16 protein-coding genes, 5 tRNA genes and 2 pseudogenes are annotated in these 17547 nt (G+C 42.8%); 20 read left to right on the top strand and 3 right to left on the bottom strand.

Annotated elements, in window-relative coordinates:
- Nucleotide 1: 1 nt before the first annotated feature.
- The 3 genes from BK049_RS07190 to murQ are packed head-to-tail and all read right to left on the bottom strand — an operon-like array spanning nt 2 to nt 3182.
- Nucleotides 2–1390, bottom strand: a complete 1389-nt coding sequence (locus tag BK049_RS07190; protein WP_071168214.1) for a PTS transporter subunit EIIC — start codon at nt 1388–1390, stop codon at nt 2–4.
- Nucleotides 1387–2256, bottom strand: coding sequence for a MurR/RpiR family transcriptional regulator (locus tag BK049_RS07185; protein ID WP_008361389.1), 870 nt, complete (start codon nt 2254–2256; stop codon nt 1387–1389). The genes BK049_RS07190 and BK049_RS07185 overlap by 4 nt, the downstream gene beginning before the upstream one ends.
- Nucleotides 2257–2270: 14 nt before the next feature.
- Nucleotides 2271–3182: an N-acetylmuramic acid 6-phosphate etherase gene (gene murQ / locus BK049_RS07180; RefSeq protein WP_071168213.1), complete on the bottom strand. Its 912-nt coding sequence runs from the start codon at nt 3180–3182 to the stop codon at nt 2271–2273.
- A gap of 220 nt (nt 3183–3402) precedes the next feature.
- Between murQ and BK049_RS07175 the strand changes: the two genes are divergently transcribed.
- From BK049_RS07175 to BK049_RS07080, 20 genes and pseudogenes are all read left to right on the top strand, one after another.
- A tRNA-Glu gene (locus BK049_RS07175) sits at nt 3403–3477 on the top strand.
- A gap of 6 nt (nt 3478–3483) precedes the next feature.
- Nucleotides 3484–3559: transfer RNA gene (locus BK049_RS07170), tRNA-Val, on the top strand.
- Nucleotides 3560–3562: 3 nt separating this feature from the next.
- Nucleotides 3563–3635 (top strand) — tRNA-Thr (locus BK049_RS07165).
- A gap of 28 nt (nt 3636–3663) precedes the next feature.
- Nucleotides 3664–3748 (top strand) — tRNA-Tyr (locus BK049_RS07160).
- Nucleotides 3749–3752: 4 nt separating this feature from the next.
- Nucleotides 3753–3824 (top strand) — tRNA-Gln (locus BK049_RS07155).
- A 142-nt stretch (nt 3825–3966) separates the two neighbouring features.
- Entirely contained in the window at nt 3967–4878 is a 912-nt protein-coding gene (gene rocF, locus BK049_RS07150) for an arginase (RefSeq protein WP_008360591.1), read from the top strand.
- 183 nt (nt 4879–5061) lie between these two features.
- The gene (gene sigW, locus BK049_RS07145; RefSeq protein ID WP_007498553.1) at nt 5062–5625 is read left to right on the top strand and encodes an RNA polymerase sigma factor SigW; all 564 of its coding nucleotides are present in this window, start codon (nt 5062–5064) and stop codon (nt 5623–5625) included.
- Between the two features lie 14 nt (nt 5626–5639).
- Nucleotides 5640–6266 (top strand): anti-sigma-W factor RsiW, encoded by a 627-nt coding sequence (gene rsiW, locus BK049_RS07140; protein WP_008360589.1) that lies wholly within the window; start codon nt 5640–5642, stop codon nt 6264–6266.
- A 204-nt stretch (nt 6267–6470) separates the two neighbouring features.
- Nucleotides 6471–7292 carry a diadenylate cyclase CdaA gene (gene cdaA / locus BK049_RS07135; protein WP_008360587.1) on the top strand — a complete coding sequence of 274 codons (822 nt, stop codon included), beginning with the start codon at nt 6471–6473 and terminating at the stop codon, nt 7290–7292.
- Nucleotides 7285–8691 carry a CdaR family protein gene (locus tag BK049_RS07130; RefSeq protein WP_071168212.1) on the top strand — a complete coding sequence of 469 codons (1407 nt, stop codon included), beginning with the start codon at nt 7285–7287 and terminating at the stop codon, nt 8689–8691. The genes cdaA and BK049_RS07130 overlap by 8 nt, the downstream gene beginning before the upstream one ends.
- A 25-nt stretch (nt 8692–8716) precedes the next feature.
- On the top strand, nt 8717–10063 hold the full coding sequence (glmM, locus tag BK049_RS07125) for a phosphoglucosamine mutase (RefSeq protein WP_008360584.1): 1347 nt from the start codon (nt 8717–8719) through the stop codon (nt 10061–10063).
- 575 nt (nt 10064–10638) lie between these two features.
- Nucleotides 10639–12441 carry a glutamine--fructose-6-phosphate transaminase (isomerizing) gene (gene glmS, locus BK049_RS07120; RefSeq protein ID WP_008360582.1) on the top strand — a complete coding sequence of 601 codons (1803 nt, stop codon included), beginning with the start codon at nt 10639–10641 and terminating at the stop codon, nt 12439–12441.
- Between the two features lie 62 nt (nt 12442–12503).
- Nucleotides 12504–12848 (top strand): hypothetical protein, encoded by a 345-nt coding sequence (locus tag BK049_RS07115; protein WP_008360580.1) that lies wholly within the window; start codon nt 12504–12506, stop codon nt 12846–12848.
- A gap of 171 nt (nt 12849–13019) precedes the next feature.
- Nucleotides 13020–13378: pseudogene (locus tag BK049_RS07110) on the top strand (DUF2200 domain-containing protein).
- Between the two features lie 34 nt (nt 13379–13412).
- Nucleotides 13413–13689 (top strand): annotated as a pseudogene (locus BK049_RS07105) (PadR family transcriptional regulator); the annotation flags it as partial.
- Between the two features lie 128 nt (nt 13690–13817).
- Entirely contained in the window at nt 13818–14228 is a 411-nt protein-coding gene (locus tag BK049_RS07100; RefSeq protein ID WP_071168211.1) for a RidA family protein, read from the top strand.
- A 222-nt stretch (nt 14229–14450) separates the two neighbouring features.
- A complete protein-coding gene (locus tag BK049_RS07095; RefSeq protein WP_071168210.1) occupies nt 14451–15173 on the top strand; it encodes an ABC transporter ATP-binding protein in 723 nt (240 codons plus the stop codon).
- Nucleotides 15166–16587 carry a sporulation killing factor system integral membrane protein gene (skfF, locus tag BK049_RS07090; protein WP_071168209.1) on the top strand — a complete coding sequence of 474 codons (1422 nt, stop codon included), beginning with the start codon at nt 15166–15168 and terminating at the stop codon, nt 16585–16587. Before BK049_RS07095 ends, skfF begins: the two co-directional genes overlap by 8 nt.
- Before the next feature lie 18 nt (nt 16588–16605).
- The gene (locus BK049_RS07085) at nt 16606–17121 is read left to right on the top strand and encodes a HEAT repeat domain-containing protein (protein WP_071168208.1); all 516 of its coding nucleotides are present in this window, start codon (nt 16606–16608) and stop codon (nt 17119–17121) included.
- A complete protein-coding gene (locus BK049_RS07080; protein ID WP_071168207.1) occupies nt 17121–17540 on the top strand; it encodes a TlpA family protein disulfide reductase in 420 nt (139 codons plus the stop codon). Before BK049_RS07085 ends, BK049_RS07080 begins: the two co-directional genes overlap by 1 nt.
- Nucleotides 17541–17547: the final 7 nt, after the last annotated feature.

Genomic DNA, 17547 nt, shown 5'->3' with positions numbered 1-17547 from the left:
GCTAGACCTCCTTATTATTAGTTTCCTCGAATTCAACAGCCATATCATCATGAAAGCCGAATAAGTATGTGAAAATAAATCCAGCGACATATGCGATAAATAGTCCGATTAAGTAAAGAAGCATTTGATGCGTGTGAACGATAAAGGTTAATGGGAGACCTGATACCCCAATTGCTTTAGTGGCGATTTGGAAATAGGCTTGAAATGCTCCGCCGATTCCAGCACCTAGACATGCGGTAAGGAATGGTCTTCCCAGCGGGAGTGTGACACCGAAAATGAGTGGTTCTCCAATTCCAAGCATTCCTGAAGGAAGTCCGCCTGCAATGGCTCTTTTCAGTTTTTTCTTTTTTGTTTTCATATAAATGGCAAAGGCAGCGCCTACCTGTCCTGCACCTCCCATAGCGAGAATTGGCAGAAGCGGGTCATCTCCAATTGAATGGATGAGCTCCATATGAATAGGTGTTAGACCTTGGTGAAGTCCTGTCACAACAAGAGGAAGGAAGGTTGCACCAAGAACAAATCCGGCAAAAATACCGCCAATGTTTAATAGATAAGTAAGCCCTGAGGTGATGGTATCAGATATAAATCCGCCGACTGGCATGAAGACAACGTATGTGAAAATGCCTGTAATAAGAAGTGTGATGGTTGGTGTGACGATGATATCAAGTGATTGCGGGACGAAGCGTCTGATTCGGTTCTCAACAAGTGCCATAAAGATGGCGGCAAGAAGAACACCGATGAGTCCGCCTCTGCCTGGTAGAATATTTGTGCCAAATAACATAATATCTGCGGAGGCTGGGTTAATAATGAGGATACCTGCTAATGCACCTAATGCAGGAGAGCCTCCAAATTCTTTTGCGGCGTTTGTTCCGACTAATATACCGAGATAGGCAAACAAGCCTGATCCGATCACCGTTAGGATAATGGCTGCTTGGGATTTTCCATCGAGCCAGCCCGCTTGCACGATCGCTTTTGTAATACCCGTAATGAGACCTGATGCGACCAGTGCGGGAATGATGGGGATAAAAATGCTCGCAATTCGACGTAATAGCAGCTTGAATGGTGTGCGGTTCTTTTGTGAAATGGCTTGTTTGTTTTTTTGTGCTTCTTGGTTTAGATCATATGAATCCGAGGCGTTTAGCAGCTGTTCAAACGCACTTGATACATGATTGACAACACCAGTGCCTAAGATGATTTGAACGGTTTCCGCCTCGACGACGCCAATGACACCATCGAGTTCTTTGATCGCTGTGAGTTGAACTTTTTCATGATGAATCGGTGTAATTCGGAGACGTGTCATACAATGTGTATGGGAAGAGATGTTTTCAGAACCACCACAGAGTGAAAGAATGTCTTTCGCCAACTGCTGATATTTCTTTTGATGACTCATGTTGAATCCCCCTTTGATTTTCGTTTCATGGAGCGGATGGCATGCCTTGTCTTGTCAATATATTGTGCCGTTTGTTCATATTGACGGGAGGCTAAGCTTAGGAACAAGACATCGATTAAATAGAGCTGTGCCATTCTAGAGGAAGTGGCAGCACTGCGAAAAGGTGCTTCATTGGAACCGGACGTCGATAGGTGAACGTCACACAATGCAGAAACGCTTGTATGACCTGGATGCGTTAAGGCAATGGTTTTCACTTCATTTTCTTTGGCGAGTTGAAGGGCTTGAATGATGTCTAACGTTTCTCCTGAAAAGGATATGCCGAATACTATGTCATTCTTTCCTGCATTTGCGATGACTGTGGATGCAATGTGCATGTCAGTGAAGGCTGTGGCCGCATAATTGATTCTGAGAAATTTCTGCTGAGCATCAGCTGCAACGATGCCAGATGCACCAACACCGATAAAATGGATTTGGTTTGCATTCAGCAGCAGTTGAACGGCCTTTTCTAAAGCTTCTACATTTAAGATAGAGGCTGTGTCTTTGATCGATTGAATCGAGTTTCCTGCTGTCTTTTGAATAATGGATGGAAGTGGTTCATCTTGTTCGATATCCCGGTAGCCTTGTTTATCGGCGTGCATTAAGTCACCAGCGATTCGCATTTTTAAATCTTGGTAGCCATCCAGCCCGAGTGATTTACAAAGGCGGATGACGGCAGAGCTGCTTGCACCGGCAGCCTGACTGATTTCATGCACTGTGCCTTTAATGACTTTGTCAGGGTGGGCAAGGATATAGTCTGCAATGATTTTTTCAGATTGGGGAAGTTTTGATTTCATTGTGTGTAGTAGGGTGAGTCCGCCTGCTGACATGAGCTTTGCCTCCTTTAGGATTGATGACGTAAGATGGCTTTGTCGATATGGCCATCTGCTTTGTTGAGTAAGTCTTTTGCTGTCTTTTTATCTGTATTTGTTTGAAGCATGACAATGGCGGTTTTGACTTCTAAATCGGCTGCTTCAAGAGTTTTTACGGCTTGTTCATAGGAAGCGTTTGTCACATGTTGGATGATGGTGATGGCGCGTTCTTTTAGTTTGTGATTGCTTACTTTTACATCAACCATTAGGTTTTCATATACTTTGCCTTGTCTGATCATGACCGAGGTGGAAAGCATATTTAAAATCATTTTATGAGCGGATGCGGCTTTCATTCTTGTTGATCCAGTGATGACTTCTGGTCCGACGATGACTTCAATGGCACAGTCTGCCAGCTCACTAATCTCAGCTTGTTCATTGCAGCTGAGGGCGATTGTTTTTGCTCCAATGGATCTTGCATAGTTTAAAGCGCCAATGATATAAGGTGTTCTGCCGCTAGCAGCGATGCCGACAACAGTATCTTTTGATGTCAGGTGAATGTGTTCTAAATCTTTTTGACCAGCTTCTTCACTGTCTTCCACATCTTCTGCTGCATGTGAAAAGGCAGAGTCGCCACCGGCCATGATGCCTACGATGACATCAGGTGAAATGCTATAGGTAGGTGGACATTCGACCGCATCCATTACCCCAATTCTGCCACTTGTTCCAGCGCCTAGATAAATGAGTCTGCCCCCATTCGAGATGGATTCAAAGGCAAAGTCACTTGCTGTCTTTACGTCTGGAAGGACACGGTTGACGGCTTGAGCGACCTTCATATCTTCCGCATTGATCATTTGGAGCATTTCTAGCGGATTTGCTTGTGAAATTCCCATGGTGTTAGGGTTTCTTGATTCTGTTGTCAAAGAACGCAGTTGAGATGGCTGCATGTGACATACCTCCTTATTTCTTCATTTTCAGTATATTGAGTATGATATGAAATTTCAATATTATATTTAAATACTGAAATTATATTTCAGTCGAAACATTGTGCTGATAGGGGGTGAATAATTAGAAAATAAAAAAAATAAAAATCCCCTTTACAAACGGTGGGCAACCTGTATATAATAACTTTTGTCAGCTTCGCGGAAACAGTAAACTTGACAAAATGGCCCGTTGGTCAAGCGGTTAAGACACCGCCCTTTCACGGCGGTAACACGGGTTCGAATCCCGTACGGGTCACCATGATGTGGAGGATTAGCTCAGCTGGGAGAGCATCTGCCTTACAAGCAGAGGGTCGGCGGTTCGAGCCCGTCATCCTCCACCATATGCCGGTGTAGCTCAACTGGTAGAGCAACTGACTTGTAATCAGTAGGTTGGGGGTTCAAGTCCTCTTGCCGGCACTGTTTTTTCTTTATCAATTCCATATGTGGAGGGGTAGCGAAGTGGCTAAACGCGGCGGACTGTAAATCCGCTCCCTCCGGGTTCGGCGGTTCGAATCCGCCCCCCTCCACCATTTTTGGGCTATAGCCAAGCGGTAAGGCAACGGACTTTGACTCCGTCATGCGTTGGTTCGAATCCAGCTAGCCCAGTAAGACACCTTTTTGAAAAAGGTGTCTTTTTTTTTACGATGTTTTTAGAAAGAATGTATAACTATTCAAAATGTTGTTGAGTTGAGTCAGCAGGCATGAAGAAAGTAAAATATAAGCATGAACGGAAAGGGGATGTACATACATGGGAGAAAAAAAGAAGGTCACGATGATCGGGGTTCCAATGGATTTGGGTCAAATGAGAAGGGGCGTCGATATGGGACCGAGTGCGATTCGATGTGCTGGCGTAAAGGAAAAATTGGAATCGCTTTCATTCGAAGTGGAGGATCTTGGGGATATACCAGTCGAGCAAAGGGACGATGAGAAAGGTCTCTATACAAGTGAAAAGCTAAAAAACTTAACGGAGAATGCTGGTGCGAATCAGCTTCTTGCTGAAAAGGTCAGCAGTATTGTGCAGTCAGGTTCGTTTCCACTGATTTTAGGCGGGGATCACAGCATTGCGATAGGCACACTTGCCGGTGTAGCGAAGCATTATGAAAATTTGGGTGTCATTTGGTATGATGCGCACGGTGATTTAAATACAGAGGAAACCTCTCCTTCTGGAAATATTCATGGCATGCCGCTTGCAGTCAGTCTCGGCCTTGGGCATGCTGATTTAACGAATATTGGCGGTTATACGCCTAAAGTGAAGCCTGAGAATGTGATCTTAATTGGTGCTCGTTCCTTAGATGAAGGAGAGCGGGCATTGATTAGAGAAAAAGGGATTAAAGTGTATACGATGCATGAAATTGATCGTTTAGGGATGACAAGAGTGATGGAGGAAGCCATTGCATATTTAAAGGAAAGAACAGACGGTGTTCACCTGTCGCTTGATTTAGATGGGTTAGATCCAGTGGAATGTCCTGGTGTAGGAACGCCGGTTGCAGGCGGCATCAGTTACCGGGAGAGTCACCTTGCAATGGAGCTTTTAGAGGAAGCGGGTATTTTGACTTCAGCTGAATTTGTTGAGGTGAATCCGGTATTAGATGAGAAAAATAAAACAGCTGAAGTGGCTGTTGCGTTAATTGGTTCTTTAATGGGCGAAAAGCTGTTGTAGAGCGGGAATTGTTCCCGTTCTTTTTTGTTTTGGAGAAATTTAAGGATATGTTAAGGTTTTTACCGGCTGATAAGCGCAACACGCTGTCAAAAATTTGTTACACTATTTTTTAGAGGAGAATGAAACCTTTTGGAAAGAGGTTCGTATACATAAAGACCGGTGAAGGCAGAGGTTGAATATACTATGGAAACAATGATTAAAAAGAGAATTAAGCAAGTGAAAAAAGGCGACCAGAACGCATTTGCAGACATCGTAGACCTGTATAAGGACAAAATTTATCAGCTGTGCTATCGTATGCTTGGGAATGCACATGAAGCAGAGGATATTGCGCAGGAGGCATTTATTCGTGCCTATGTGAATATTGAGAGCTTTGATGTGAATCGTAAATTTTCCACGTGGCTGTACCGCATTGCAACCAACCTGACCATCGACCGTATTCGTAAAAAAAAGCCGGATTATTATTTAGATGCAGAGGTGGCAGGAACAGAAGGACTGAATATGTATTCTCAAATTGCTGCTGATGGCATTTTGCCAGAGGATGAGGTGGTGTCGCTTGAATTATCGAGCACCATTCAGCAAAAAATTCTAAGATTACCCGATAAATATCGTTCGGTCATTGTATTAAAGTATATTGATGAACTCTCGTTAAAAGAAATTAGTGAGATTCTGAATATACCAGTTGGTACGGTGAAAACGAGAATACACAGGGGTAGAGAGGCTCTCCGGAAACAGTTGAGAGACCTTTGAGTGAGGTGGTTTTGATGAGCTGTCAGGAAAGAATCGTCCTGCTTATGCATCAGTATTTAGACGGGGACATTGAGCCCGAAGATGAAAAAGAATTAAAGAGCCATCTGCAATCGTGTGAGGAATGCCGTACTCATTTTCAACAAATTGAGAAATCCATCGCGCTCGTGCAGAGTACATCTCATATAGAAGCACCATCAGATTTCACTGCAAAGGTGATGGCAGGTCTCCCAAAAGAGAAAAAGCGTGTGTCGGTTCAAAGATGGATCAAAGCTCACCCGCTGATGGTAGCCGCTGCCCTCTTTGTCATATTGATGGGAGGCAGTCTGTTTACAAGCTGGAATACGGATCATAATTTCAGTGTGTCAAAGCAGCCGAATCTCGTAGTTGAAAATGATACAGTGATTGTACCTAAAGGGGAAACCGTCAAAGGTGATGTCACTGTCAAAAATGGCAAGCTGATTGTAGAAGGCAAGGTTGATGGTAACGTAACAGTCGTCAATGGGGAACAGCTGACTGCTTCTGCCGGACAAGTCACTGGTCAAATCAATGAAATTAATGAAGTGTTTGATTGGGTCTGGTACAAAATGAAATCCACAGCACAAGACGTGATGCGGGTCATTGGACCAGAGGAGCAAAAGTAAATCAAACGGCTTGAGAGCAGTCTCTAAGGGGACTGCTCTTTTTCTATACATGAACCAAGCTTGGAGGCAGCCATATATGGCAACTATTTTCCTTGCTGAAACAAAATGTGATATAATAGCCACGCTATGTATTACACATAGGCTCTTTTTTTATAAAAAAATGAATCAAACGAAGAATAACTGAAAATTCTGGAGGACGAGGAAATGGCTTTAGGGGATATTCCTTTTTTGCAGTACCTCGGTAATGCTGTTGATATTCTCGTTGTTTGGTATGTGATATATAAATTAATGATGGTCATCCGCGGAACAAAAGCGGTTCAGCTTTTAAAGGGAATTGTGGTCATTGTTCTCGTCAGGATGGGAAGTGCGTATCTCGGTCTTAACACACTTCAGTGGCTGATGGATCAAGCGATTACGTGGGGGTTCCTTGCGATCATTATTATTTTTCAGCCTGAGCTAAGGAGAGCGCTTGAGCAGCTTGGGCGCGGCCGTTTCTTTTCAAGAAGCGGGACACCTGTAGAGGAACAGCAGCAGAAAACGATCGAGGCAATTACAAAAGCAATTAACTATATGGCAAAACGAAGAATAGGAGCGCTGCTGACAATTGAGCGTGATACTGGGATGAATGATTACATAGAGACAGGAATTCCTTTGAATGCAAAGGTGAGTTCTGAGCTGCTGATTAATATTTTCATTCCGAATACACCACTTCATGATGGTGCTGTGATTATGAAGCGTGATGAGATTGCAGCTGCGGCTTGTTATTTACCGCTGTCAGAAAGTCCTTTTATTTCAAAGGAGCTCGGCACACGTCACCGAGCGGCAGTTGGTATTAGTGAAGTGACAGACAGCTTAACCGTCATCGTCTCCGAGGAGACAGGCGGTATAAGTGTCGCAAGAAATGGTGATCTCCATCGAGAATTGACAGAAGAAGCGCTTGAAGAAATGCTGGTTGCTGAATTTAGTAAGAACAGCAAAGATGCTTCCTCGACCAAATGGTATTGGAGGGGCAAGAAAAATGGATAAGATTTTGAATAATCGCTGGGCCGTTAAGTTTCTTGCATTGGTCTTCGCTTTATTGCTGTATGGTGCAGTCAATTCAGCGCAAGCGCCCACGCCGAAAAAAATCGGTGAATCCTTTTTCCCAACATCGACAACAGATGAAGCAACCTTAACGGACATTCCTGTTAAAGCGTATTATGATGACGAGAAGTATGTCGTCACTGGTGTGCCGCAGACAGTCAATGTCACAATTAAAGGTTCAACAAGTGCTGTGAAAACAGCAAGACAAACAAAGAACTTTGAAATTTACGCAGATATGCAAAAGCTGACGACAGGTACACATAAAGTGGAGCTGAAGGCGAGAGATGTATCAAAAGGGATCACATTAACGATTAATCCGTCTGTGACAACTGTGACGATACAAGAAAAAACGACAGCTGAATTCCCTGTTGAAACAGAATTTTATAATCAAAATAAAATCAAAGACGGCTATTCACCAGAGCAGCCTATTGTGAATCCGAAAAAGGTCACTGTCACTGGCTCAAAAGACGTGATCGACAAAATTTCTGTCATAAAGGCATTTGTGAACTTAGAGGGTGTCGATCAGCAAATCGAGAAAGAAGCGAAGTTGACTGTTTATGATAGTAGCGGAAATGAACTGCCGGTCGAAGTAAGTCCGTCTGTGGTAGATATTACGGTCCCGATTACGAGTCCGAGCAAGAAAGTCCCGTTTAAGATTGAGCGGACGGGCAGCTTACCGGATGGAATCAGTATTTCAAGCATTGAGACAAGCCCAAGTGAGGTCACGGTTTACGGTTCTCAAAAGGTACTGGATGCACTTGATTTTATTGATGGCGTTAAGCTGGACCTAAGCAAAATCAAAGATGATACGGAGATTGATGCCAACATCCCACTGCCAGATGGTGTGAAAAAGGTATCACCTGAAACCGTTAAGATCAAAGTGAAGGTTGCAACAGCTAAAGAAAAAAAGATTGATAATGTCCCGATTTCTGTCGTGGGCCTGAGCAAGGATCTCAGCTCTGAATTTGTGAGTCCGTCTTCTGGGCGTCTCACGTTAACAGCAAAAGGGTCAAAGAGTGCAATTGATAAACTAAAGGCTTCAGATATTGAAGCCTATATCAATGTGGGGGACTTAAACGAAGGGACACATGAGGTCAAAGTACAAGTGAATGGCCCTCAAAATGTGACGTGGACATTATCTAGATCGAAGGTCAAAGTGAAACTGACTTCTACTGATACAGAAGATCAGCCGGCTTCTACGAATGATCGGAAAGATCAATCATCCGATGATGATCAGGAAGAGAAGAGTCAAAAGGAATCAACACAAGATAAAGCAAAAAAAGAATCGAGTCAAAGACAGCGGGTCAAAGAAGATAACAAAGAGGACTCAGCGTCCTCTTGAATGGTAAAAAAGGAGCGATTGAGACATGGGCAAGTACTTTGGAACTGATGGTGTAAGGGGTGTGGCTAATAGCGAATTAACGCCAGAGCTCGCATTTAAAATTGGGAGATTTGGCGGCTATGTGCTCACGAAGGATAAAGAACGTCCAAAGGTACTCGTTGGACGAGACACGCGTGTATCTGGTCATATGTTAGAAGGAGCACTCGTAGCCGGCTTACTTTCAATTGGGGCTGAAGTCATGCGTTTAGGTGTGATCTCAACACCTGGTGTGTCTTATTTAACGAAGGCAATGGATGCAGAAGCAGGTGTCATGATTTCAGCTTCTCACAACCCAGTTCAAGACAACGGAATTAAATTTTTCGGTGGTGATGGCTTTAAGCTGTCAGATGAACAGGAAAATGAAATTGAGCAGCTAATGGATCAGCCAGTCGATCAACTGCCACGTCCAGTTGGAGCCGATCTTGGAACGGTGAATGACTACTTTGAAGGCGGTCAGAAATACTTGCAATTCTTGAAGCAGACAGCGGATGAGGATTTCACAGGTATTCACGTGGCGCTTGACTGTGCACACGGTGCAACATCTTCTCTTGCGACACATTTATTTGCGGATTTAGATGCAGATGTGTCAACAATGGGGACATCACCGAATGGATTGAATATCAACGATGGCGTAGGTTCTACTCACCCAGAGGCTCTTTCTGCTTTTGTGAAAGAAAAAGGAGCGGATATTGGTCTTGCGTTTGATGGTGATGGTGACCGCTTAATTGCAGTCGATGAAAAAGGTGATATTGTAGACGGCGATCAAATTATGTACATATGTGCACGTTATCTAAAGGGTGAAGGCCGATTGAAGGATGACACGGTCGTGTCAACGGTCATGAGTAACCTTGGTTTCTATAAAGCGCTTGAGAAGCAAGGCATTAAGAGCATTCAAACCGCTGTTGGTGACCGTTATGTGGTCGAGGCGATGAAAAAGGACGGCTATAATGTCGGAGGCGAGCAATCAGGCCATTTGATTTTCCTTGATTATAATACGACAGGTGATGGCATGCTTTCTGCGATCATGCTGGTGAATACACTAAAAGCAACAGGAAAAACATTATCAGAGCTTGCGGCTGAAATGGAAAAGTTCCCGCAGCTTCTAGTGAATGTGAAGGTATCTGATAAGTATAAAGTGGAAGAAAATGAGAAAGTGAAAGCTGTGATTCAAGAGGTTGAAAAAGAGATGAACGGTGACGGCCGCATCCTTGTTCGTCCATCAGGAACAGAGCCGCTTGTACGTGTCATGGCAGAGGCGAAGACAAAAGAGCTGTGTGATGAATACGTGGCTCGCATTACGGCTGTTGTCAAAGAAGAAATGGGTATTGAGTAATAGGTTGAAGCAAATCGCAAAGCTGCGGTTTGCTTTTTTTTGAATAAACGTCATAAGAGGAGGGCTCTTTACGAATGATATAAGCGAGGGCAACTTGCTGCTTGCTTTCATACGTAAGAGAGCACATCAAAGGTAGAACATGACAAGCCTCATCGCATATAGTGTATGGAGGTCTCACCTTCTAAAATGAAGGGGATCACCTGCTACATTGTGATTGACGGAGGTCAGACCTTATAGTACAATCATCCTTGTGTTACTGGATTTTTATTCTAGCAGGAAAGGCAGGGTAGATGTTCAGCCACTCTTATAATTATAGCGCCCGAACTAAGCGATCGAACGACAGATGCTTAGTTGACGAGGATGGAGGTTATCGAATTTTCGGCGGATGCCTCCCGGCTGTTCAAAAATAGAGATCACAGCCGTAAGTGTTTCTTTAAAGCAAAGAGGTGACTCTTTGTACAAAGGGAATACACATGATCTCCCAAAATAAACATGTAGAGAGGGACGAAGAAATGTCCCTTCTATTTTAGTAGGCTTTCTTTGTCCCTTTCTCATGATCGGGAGGAAGAATATTTATGTGTGGAATCGTAGGTTATATTGGTCAGAATGATGCGAAGGAAATCTTATTAAAAGGTTTAGAGAAGCTTGAGTACCGCGGGTATGACTCAGCAGGTATCGCTGTGGCAAACGAAGAAGGCGTGCATGTGTTCAAAGAAAAAGGACGTATCGCTGAGCTTCGTGAAGTCGTTGATGCAAACGTGGCATCTTCAGCAGGAATCGGACATACACGCTGGGCAACACACGGTGTACCAAGCCATCTAAATGCGCATCCGCATCAAAGTGCTTCTGGCCGTTTTACGCTTGTTCATAACGGTGTCATCGAGAACTATGTACAATTGACACGCGAATATTTACAAGACGTCACACTAAAAAGCGACACAGATACAGAGGTTGTTGTTCAAGTTATCGAACAATTTGTGAATAGAGGTCTTGATACAGAGGAAGCTTTCCGTCAAACGCTTCTTCAACTAAAAGGCTCATACGCAATTGCCCTTTTCGATAACGAAAACAAAGAAACAATTTATGTGGCGAAAAACAAAAGCCCGTTATTGGTTGGTTTCGGCGAAGATTTCAACGTTGTGGCTTCTGACGCAATGGCGATGCTTCAAGTAACAAACGAATATGCGGAATTAATGGATAAAGAAATGGTCATTGTCACAAAAGACGAGGTGATCATCAAAAACCTTGATGGTGATATTATGACACGTCCTTCTTATATCGCTGAGCTGGATGCAAGCGACATTGAGAAAGGCACATATCCTCACTACATGTTAAAAGAAACGGATGAACAGCCGCTTGTCATGCGCAAAATCATCCAAGAATATCAAGACGAAAACGGCAAACTGTCAGTCGCTGGCGATATCGCAAGCGCAGTAGCAGAAGCAGACCGCATCTATATTGTGGCTTGCGGAACGAGCTACCATGCAGGACTTGTTGGTAAACAATATATTGAAGACTGGGCAAAAGTACCTGTAGAAGTTCATGTAGCAAGTGAATTCTCTTACAACATGCCGCTTCTATCGAAAAAACCGTTGTTCATCTTCCTTTCTCAATCTGGGGAGACTGCGGACAGCCGTGCTGTACTTGTTCAAGTCAAAGAACTTGGTCATAAAGCATTAACGATCACAAACGTACCAGGATCTACGCTTTCTCGTGAAGCAGACTTCACATTGCTTCTTCATGCAGGACCAGAAATCGCAGTGGCTTCAACAAAAGCTTACACAGCACAAATCGCTGTTCTTGCGATCCTTGCATCCGTTGCAGCTGAATTAAATGGTCAATCGCTTGACTTTGATCTTGTGAAAGAGCTTGGGATTGTGGCAAACGCAATGGAAGCCCTAGTCGATCAAAAGGATGAAATGGAACAAATCGCTCGTGACTTCTTCACAGTGACACGTAACGCATTCTTTATCGGAAGAGGACTTGATTACTATGTGTGCCTTGAAGGTTCACTCAAACTAAAAGAGATCTCTTACATCCAAGCAGAAGGATTTGCTGGTGGAGAACTGAAACACGGCACCATTGCTTTAATTGAAGAAGGCACACCGGTCATTGCCCTTGCCACGCAAGAGCACGTGAACCTCAGCATTCGCGGTAACGTCAAAGAAGTCGTTGCACGCGGCGCAAACCCATGTGTCATCTCACTAAAAGGCCTAGAAGACGAAGGCGACCGTTTCGTCCTTCCAGCTGTACACCCAGCACTTGCACCACTTGCATCTGTTGTCCCATTACAGCTAATCGCTTACTACGCAGCCCTTCACCGCGGGTGTGATGTGGATAAACCACGTAACCTTGCGAAGAGTGTGACGGTGGAGTAGGATTTAAATAAAATCGGATTTTTGATACCCCTTTAGATATCATTGTCTAAAGGGGTATTTTTGTGTTAAAAGAACTAGAAACTGATAGATTTGATAGTAAGCTGATTTTTGATTTAAGGGTACATTATTTCAAGCTTTCTTTACAAAATATTGATCGTTTTCAAGGGGGAGATGTCATTTTTATTCGATACTTAAAAAAGGAAAAATGGGGAATTGCTTTTTTCTTAATTGTTTATATCGCATTGTTTATTAGCTCTTATTTGTTGATTGGTGGTCCTGCAACGATTGAAGGACCAATTTGTGTATTCCTTGGATTTTGTATCGTTCAATTTCTTAAATATAGAGCTTTCAAAAAAGAGGAGAGAAATAAAAGGCGAAATATCAAAAGTTTATATCATCGTTTATAAGTTGTATTGATAATTATAATTTCACATTGAATATAATGTGCTATGTTCATTAAAGATAGAATGCCGAACTGGATTGAAAATAAAGGGAATAAGGCATTCTATCCATGAGAGAGTCTCACCTTGCTGAAGCAATACAAGGTCATTATTTTACCAAGAAAGAGAGAATGACACATGATCAAACCTAAAATTTACACAATGAGCTTTGCAAAAGTCTATCCTCTCTATGTCGCAAAGGCAGAGAGAAAGGAACGAACGAAGGCTGAAGTTGATAGGATTATTTGTTGGTTAACGGGGTACAGTCCAGAAGAGTTAGAGCAACAGTTGGACAAACAGATAGACGTTGAAACCTTTTTTGCTGAGGCTCCAGAGCTGCATCCTTCACGTAACTTAATTAAAGGAGTCATCTGTGGTGTTCGGGTAGAGGACATTGAGGAAGAAACGATGAAAAACATTCGGTATATCTAGATAAGCTGATTGATGAGTTAGCGAAAGGAAAGACGATGGAAAAGATTTTGCTAGGTTCATCATAAGCATCACAAGCAATCCAAATGAACGCATCTTCACTTGGAATCATGGCTATTGGAGCCTGTTCCGTATCATGCTGCAAAGGATGATTTTCATTTTAAATGTGGCTGTGCACGGAAAATCAGATTGCATCAGGAAAAAGAAATGCTTCAGCAGCAGAAAGCCGTCATCATGAAAGATGTGATGGAACTCATGAAGCTGAAAACGGAATGTCTCGTTCAAGGCGATGAGAACAGGTACTTATTGATTTCTGGCACGCTGCTCCATTTAGAAGCGGATTCATCAAATTGAGCATCGGAGCGGTGCATCATTTTAAAGTGGTCTTTCTGTTGAAGAAAGGCCTTTTTTATTTCGCTTCGATCGGAGCATAAACAGATAGGGTGGGCAGAAAGTTTGGTATGATAAGTGTAAATTAATTGTATTTTCAGAAAAGGGGTTTGATTAATGAAAATATCACGTAATCCTGAGACCATTCATGCGCCAGTTGCACCGTACATCCATCAAATAGAGACAACAGGACCGCAGCGGTGGTTAACTTTATCAGGGCAAGTGGGGATGGAAGTCGATGGAACCATCCCAGCGAACCCAATGGAGCAGCTCGAACTAGCGTTAGAGAATGTAAAACGCAATGTAGAAGCGGCAGAAATGAAAGTGGAAGATATAACGAAGCTTGTTTTTTATATAGTAGGTGATTTTGATGCAGAGAGCAGAAAACGAATCATTGGTCAGTTTTTAGGGGATCATCTGCCTTGTATGACGATGGTTTATGTGGTGGCTTTGGCTTCTCCTGCTTTAAAGGTAGAGGTGGATGCGTGGGCATGTCGGGATATGGACTCGGTTGATGATTCGGTTTAATGGAATGTTTATTAAATAGATAAAAGGTTGGGGATGAATGATGCCCAATCTTTTTTTGTTTTGTTATCTTTTAAGTTTAATATATTACCTCAATCCTCTTACCTTGTTATTCTCTATATGGTAATATCAGGGTAAATGATGAGTGGGTCTAATTACATTTACATTCCATCGTAAAAACACCATAGATTAGCATACATCACTCTAATAAAAGGGAGAGATTTGATGCCATTCATGGAGGTTCAGAATGTAAGCAAACGATATAGCAATGGTGATGGGATAGAGGGTCTTTCATTTTCCATTGAAGCAGGGGAGGTTGTGGCGCTGCTTGGGCCTAATGGTGCGGGGAAGACGACAACCATTCGATGTTTAACGGGTCTCTATCAACCTGATCAAGGGGAGATTCTCATAGAGGGTTTTCCTCCTGGTCATTCCTATGTCCAAAAACAAGTAGCTCTTATTCCTGATCAGCCATATTTGTATCCAGAATTAACGGTTGCTGAACATATTCAATTCCGTGCAAGGGGCTATCATAAAGGTTTAAAACAGATCAAAGAAAAGGTATATGAAGCGTTGAAAGAAGTACATATGGAAATGAAGATGAACGAACTGTGCGGAAGGCTTTCAAGAGGCCAAAAACAGCGTGTTGTCTTAGCAGGGGCCATTGTGCAAGATGCCTCCCTTTTTATTTTAGATGAACCGACTGTAGGGTTAGATATCCCTTCAAAACAATGGCTGTCAGATTGGCTGATACAAAAGAGCCGTCAAGGTGGTTCGGTCTTTGTGTCCACTCATAGTCTGGAGTTTGTTCTTGATACGGCTAGCAGGGTGATATTGATTCGAGACGGTGCCATCATGAAAAGTATCGCTGTTCCTAAGCGGCAGGAAGAACAGATGAAGTGGCGGGAAGAAGTCATTCAACTTCTAGGGGAGTGGTCTAGTGAATAACACGCTCTCCCTTTTATGGATGAAATCCCAAAGACGCTTAATCAGTAAACATCAAGAAAAGAAAATGCCCTTTCTGATCTTGCTGCTTATGATTGCTGCCATTGGTTTTCAGCTGAGCGCAGTCTCAAGTATAGGCGATTGGAATGCAAGTACCGCTGGATGGATCATTGTCGTTTTATTTGTTCTTTATACTGGCTTTGGCTTGTTCTCGAATCGGCTGCCTAGTCAGATGAACGATATCATGTGGTTGTATGGAAATGGTGCTTCCTTATGGACGGTTGTAATGAGTGTATGGGTATATCACATTCTTTGGCGATGTGCTTTTCTCATTGTTTCTGCTGTGATGGCTGATATTCTTCTTCTTTGTTTGACGCAGCAGTACTTTTTTCTACTTGGCAAATCACTCCTGTTGACAGGACTGTTATGTATGGTCGAAACATGGATGATTGCGGTATCTTGTGCAAGAACCATTCAAGTATATAAGCGGGTGCTCTTCATTGGTTTTATACTGATGTTTGGCTGTCTTGCATTACTCATTCTGAATCAATTGATATTGAAACAGTCGTATCTTATGGAGATATCTGCTTCTTTTATGTTTCAAGTCGGGCGCAGGATAGAGGAGTTTTCATTCCTTTCTGTATGGCTCTTGCTTGGAGTGATGATTCTATCTTTCATGATGATGTACAGGTCGACTCATCGTATAGAGATGATGGAGTCGTTAGTCAAAGAGGCAGCATTTTGGGAGGAATTTGAGGGGAAAGAGGTTCATTCACATCCAATAAGCCCAAAGAAAAGCAAGACTTGGTGGGGACTTCCTTCATTAACGGGCATCTGGGCTTTCCTTTGGCTAGAATTATTGATGATCAAAAAGTATATTACCTTCCATCTGTTATCTACCATGCTGTTGATAGGTACTTACTATGTCGTCATGTCTTATTTTTCAGATTGGTTGAATCTATTCTTTCTGGTCATTGGTGCATCTGTCCTGCTCAGTTCATATTACGCTGGTATTGTTAGACACGCGCAAACGGGAGTGCTGTATCTTTTTCCAGGTGTTTTATATCAAAAGATTCTTCTATTGGAAGTGTTTCAAACCTTTTGGTTATATGGGGTCTACTTGATTTCTCTTGTCTTGTTAGAGATTCAAGATGTATTGTATTGGACCGTTTATGGGGGCGGGGGTTATATATGGTTTTTGGCCATACGGCTCTTTGCCTTTATGCAGCCTTTGAGACGAGAAACGAGTCTTTCTTTGGGCATCTATTATCGATCATTGCTCATCGGATTTGTCATAAGTGCTGTGGTCATCGTTGGTATTCATTTGTTCACTGATGGCTGGTTTACAGCGATGACATGTTTATTTGCAGGATTTGTATGCTATGTCATTTGTTATCGATGCCGTGGGACTCATTAAAAAGAGGAGTTGATTGTCATGAAGCCAGAAGATAAGCTATCCCAATCGGTTCAGCGTTTGGTCAATACCAATGAAGTAACAATCGTTCAAGCGATGGGAGAATTGAGGAGATCTGGAAAAGAGGCAGTGCCGGTGCTTGTTGAAGCTTTAAAAGAAGAGGGTTCTTTACGGAACATTGCAGCAGCGGTTCTTGGTGAATTTGGAGCAGATGCAGGGGATGCAGCAGAAGCTCTTGCCAAACTGTTAGAAAGTGAAGAAGAGGAGACAAGAATGGCGGCTGCGATCTCACTCATGAGAATTGGTCAGCCTAGTTTGCCATTTCTTCTGCCTTTGGCAAAACGCTATGAGGGTCCTACTTGTTTTTGGGCATCGTGGTGTATCTCTTGGATTGACCCATCAAAAATCGAAAAAAATATGTATGAGTGCCTAAAACAGGAACAAGAGAATCCATCAGGGAATGTGGCCCCTTTTGCCGCAGAAGAGGCACTAGGAAAAATCATCGCTTTTCAATTAAAAGAAAAGGGGGATGAATAATGGAAACGCAAATCCTCAAATGGCCAGAGCATCTTCCTTGGATTCATCCTTCAGATCAGCGGTGTTTATCTGAAGGACTGAATCACCTTCTTTATTTTTGGTCAGTCAATTGTCCTCATTGTGAAGAATTAACCGAGCATATTCTATATAGTGTGGATCAGCTGGGTATCCATTTAACCTGTGTCCATGTGCCATATACGGAAGAAGAAAAATCGATAGAGGTTGTTTCAAAATATGCAGAGGAAAAGAATCTGACAGCTCCCATTGTGTTGGATCAAGATTATGAGATTGTCACAACATATAAGATTCAAGGATTGCCAAGCTTTTGCCTCATAGATAAAGAGGGACAATTAATCGATCGAAAAATGGGAGATACCGGCTGGGAAAAATTATTGAAAAAACTAGAAAAACAACCTTGATTAGGGG

Origin of the sequence: Bacillus xiamenensis, assembly GCF_001857925.1 — a bacterium.
Taxonomy (GTDB): Bacteria; Bacillota; Bacilli; order Bacillales; family Bacillaceae; genus Bacillus; species Bacillus xiamenensis.
The sequence above is the reverse complement of the archived record's forward strand: the minus strand, read 5'-3'. Positions and strand labels throughout refer to the sequence as shown.

What these genes read in the sequence shown, in the direction of transcription:
- BK049_RS07190 (WP_071168214.1), bottom strand. Translation starts at nt 1,390, where the DNA reads ATGAGTCATCAAAAGAAATATCAGCAGTTGGCGAAAGACATTCTTTCA.
- BK049_RS07185 (WP_008361389.1), bottom strand. Translation starts at nt 2,256, where the DNA reads ATGTCAGCAGGCGGACTCACCCTACTACACACAATGAAATCAAAACTT.
- murQ (WP_071168213.1), bottom strand. Translation starts at nt 3,182, where the DNA reads ATGCAGCCATCTCAACTGCGTTCTTTGACAACAGAATCAAGAAACCCT.
- rocF (WP_008360591.1), top strand. Translation starts at nt 3,967, where the DNA reads ATGGGAGAAAAAAAGAAGGTCACGATGATCGGGGTTCCAATGGATTTG.
- sigW (WP_007498553.1), top strand. Translation starts at nt 5,062, where the DNA reads ATGGAAACAATGATTAAAAAGAGAATTAAGCAAGTGAAAAAAGGCGAC.
- rsiW (WP_008360589.1), top strand. Translation starts at nt 5,640, where the DNA reads ATGAGCTGTCAGGAAAGAATCGTCCTGCTTATGCATCAGTATTTAGAC.
- cdaA (WP_008360587.1), top strand. Translation starts at nt 6,471, where the DNA reads ATGGCTTTAGGGGATATTCCTTTTTTGCAGTACCTCGGTAATGCTGTT.
- BK049_RS07130 (WP_071168212.1), top strand. Translation starts at nt 7,285, where the DNA reads ATGGATAAGATTTTGAATAATCGCTGGGCCGTTAAGTTTCTTGCATTG.
- glmM (WP_008360584.1), top strand. Translation starts at nt 8,717, where the DNA reads ATGGGCAAGTACTTTGGAACTGATGGTGTAAGGGGTGTGGCTAATAGC.
- glmS (WP_008360582.1), top strand. Translation starts at nt 10,639, where the DNA reads ATGTGTGGAATCGTAGGTTATATTGGTCAGAATGATGCGAAGGAAATC.
- BK049_RS07100 (WP_071168211.1), top strand. Translation starts at nt 13,818, where the DNA reads ATGAAAATATCACGTAATCCTGAGACCATTCATGCGCCAGTTGCACCG.
- BK049_RS07095 (WP_071168210.1), top strand. Translation starts at nt 14,451, where the DNA reads ATGCCATTCATGGAGGTTCAGAATGTAAGCAAACGATATAGCAATGGT.
- BK049_RS07085 (WP_071168208.1), top strand. Translation starts at nt 16,606, where the DNA reads ATGAAGCCAGAAGATAAGCTATCCCAATCGGTTCAGCGTTTGGTCAAT.
- BK049_RS07080 (WP_071168207.1), top strand. Translation starts at nt 17,121, where the DNA reads ATGGAAACGCAAATCCTCAAATGGCCAGAGCATCTTCCTTGGATTCAT.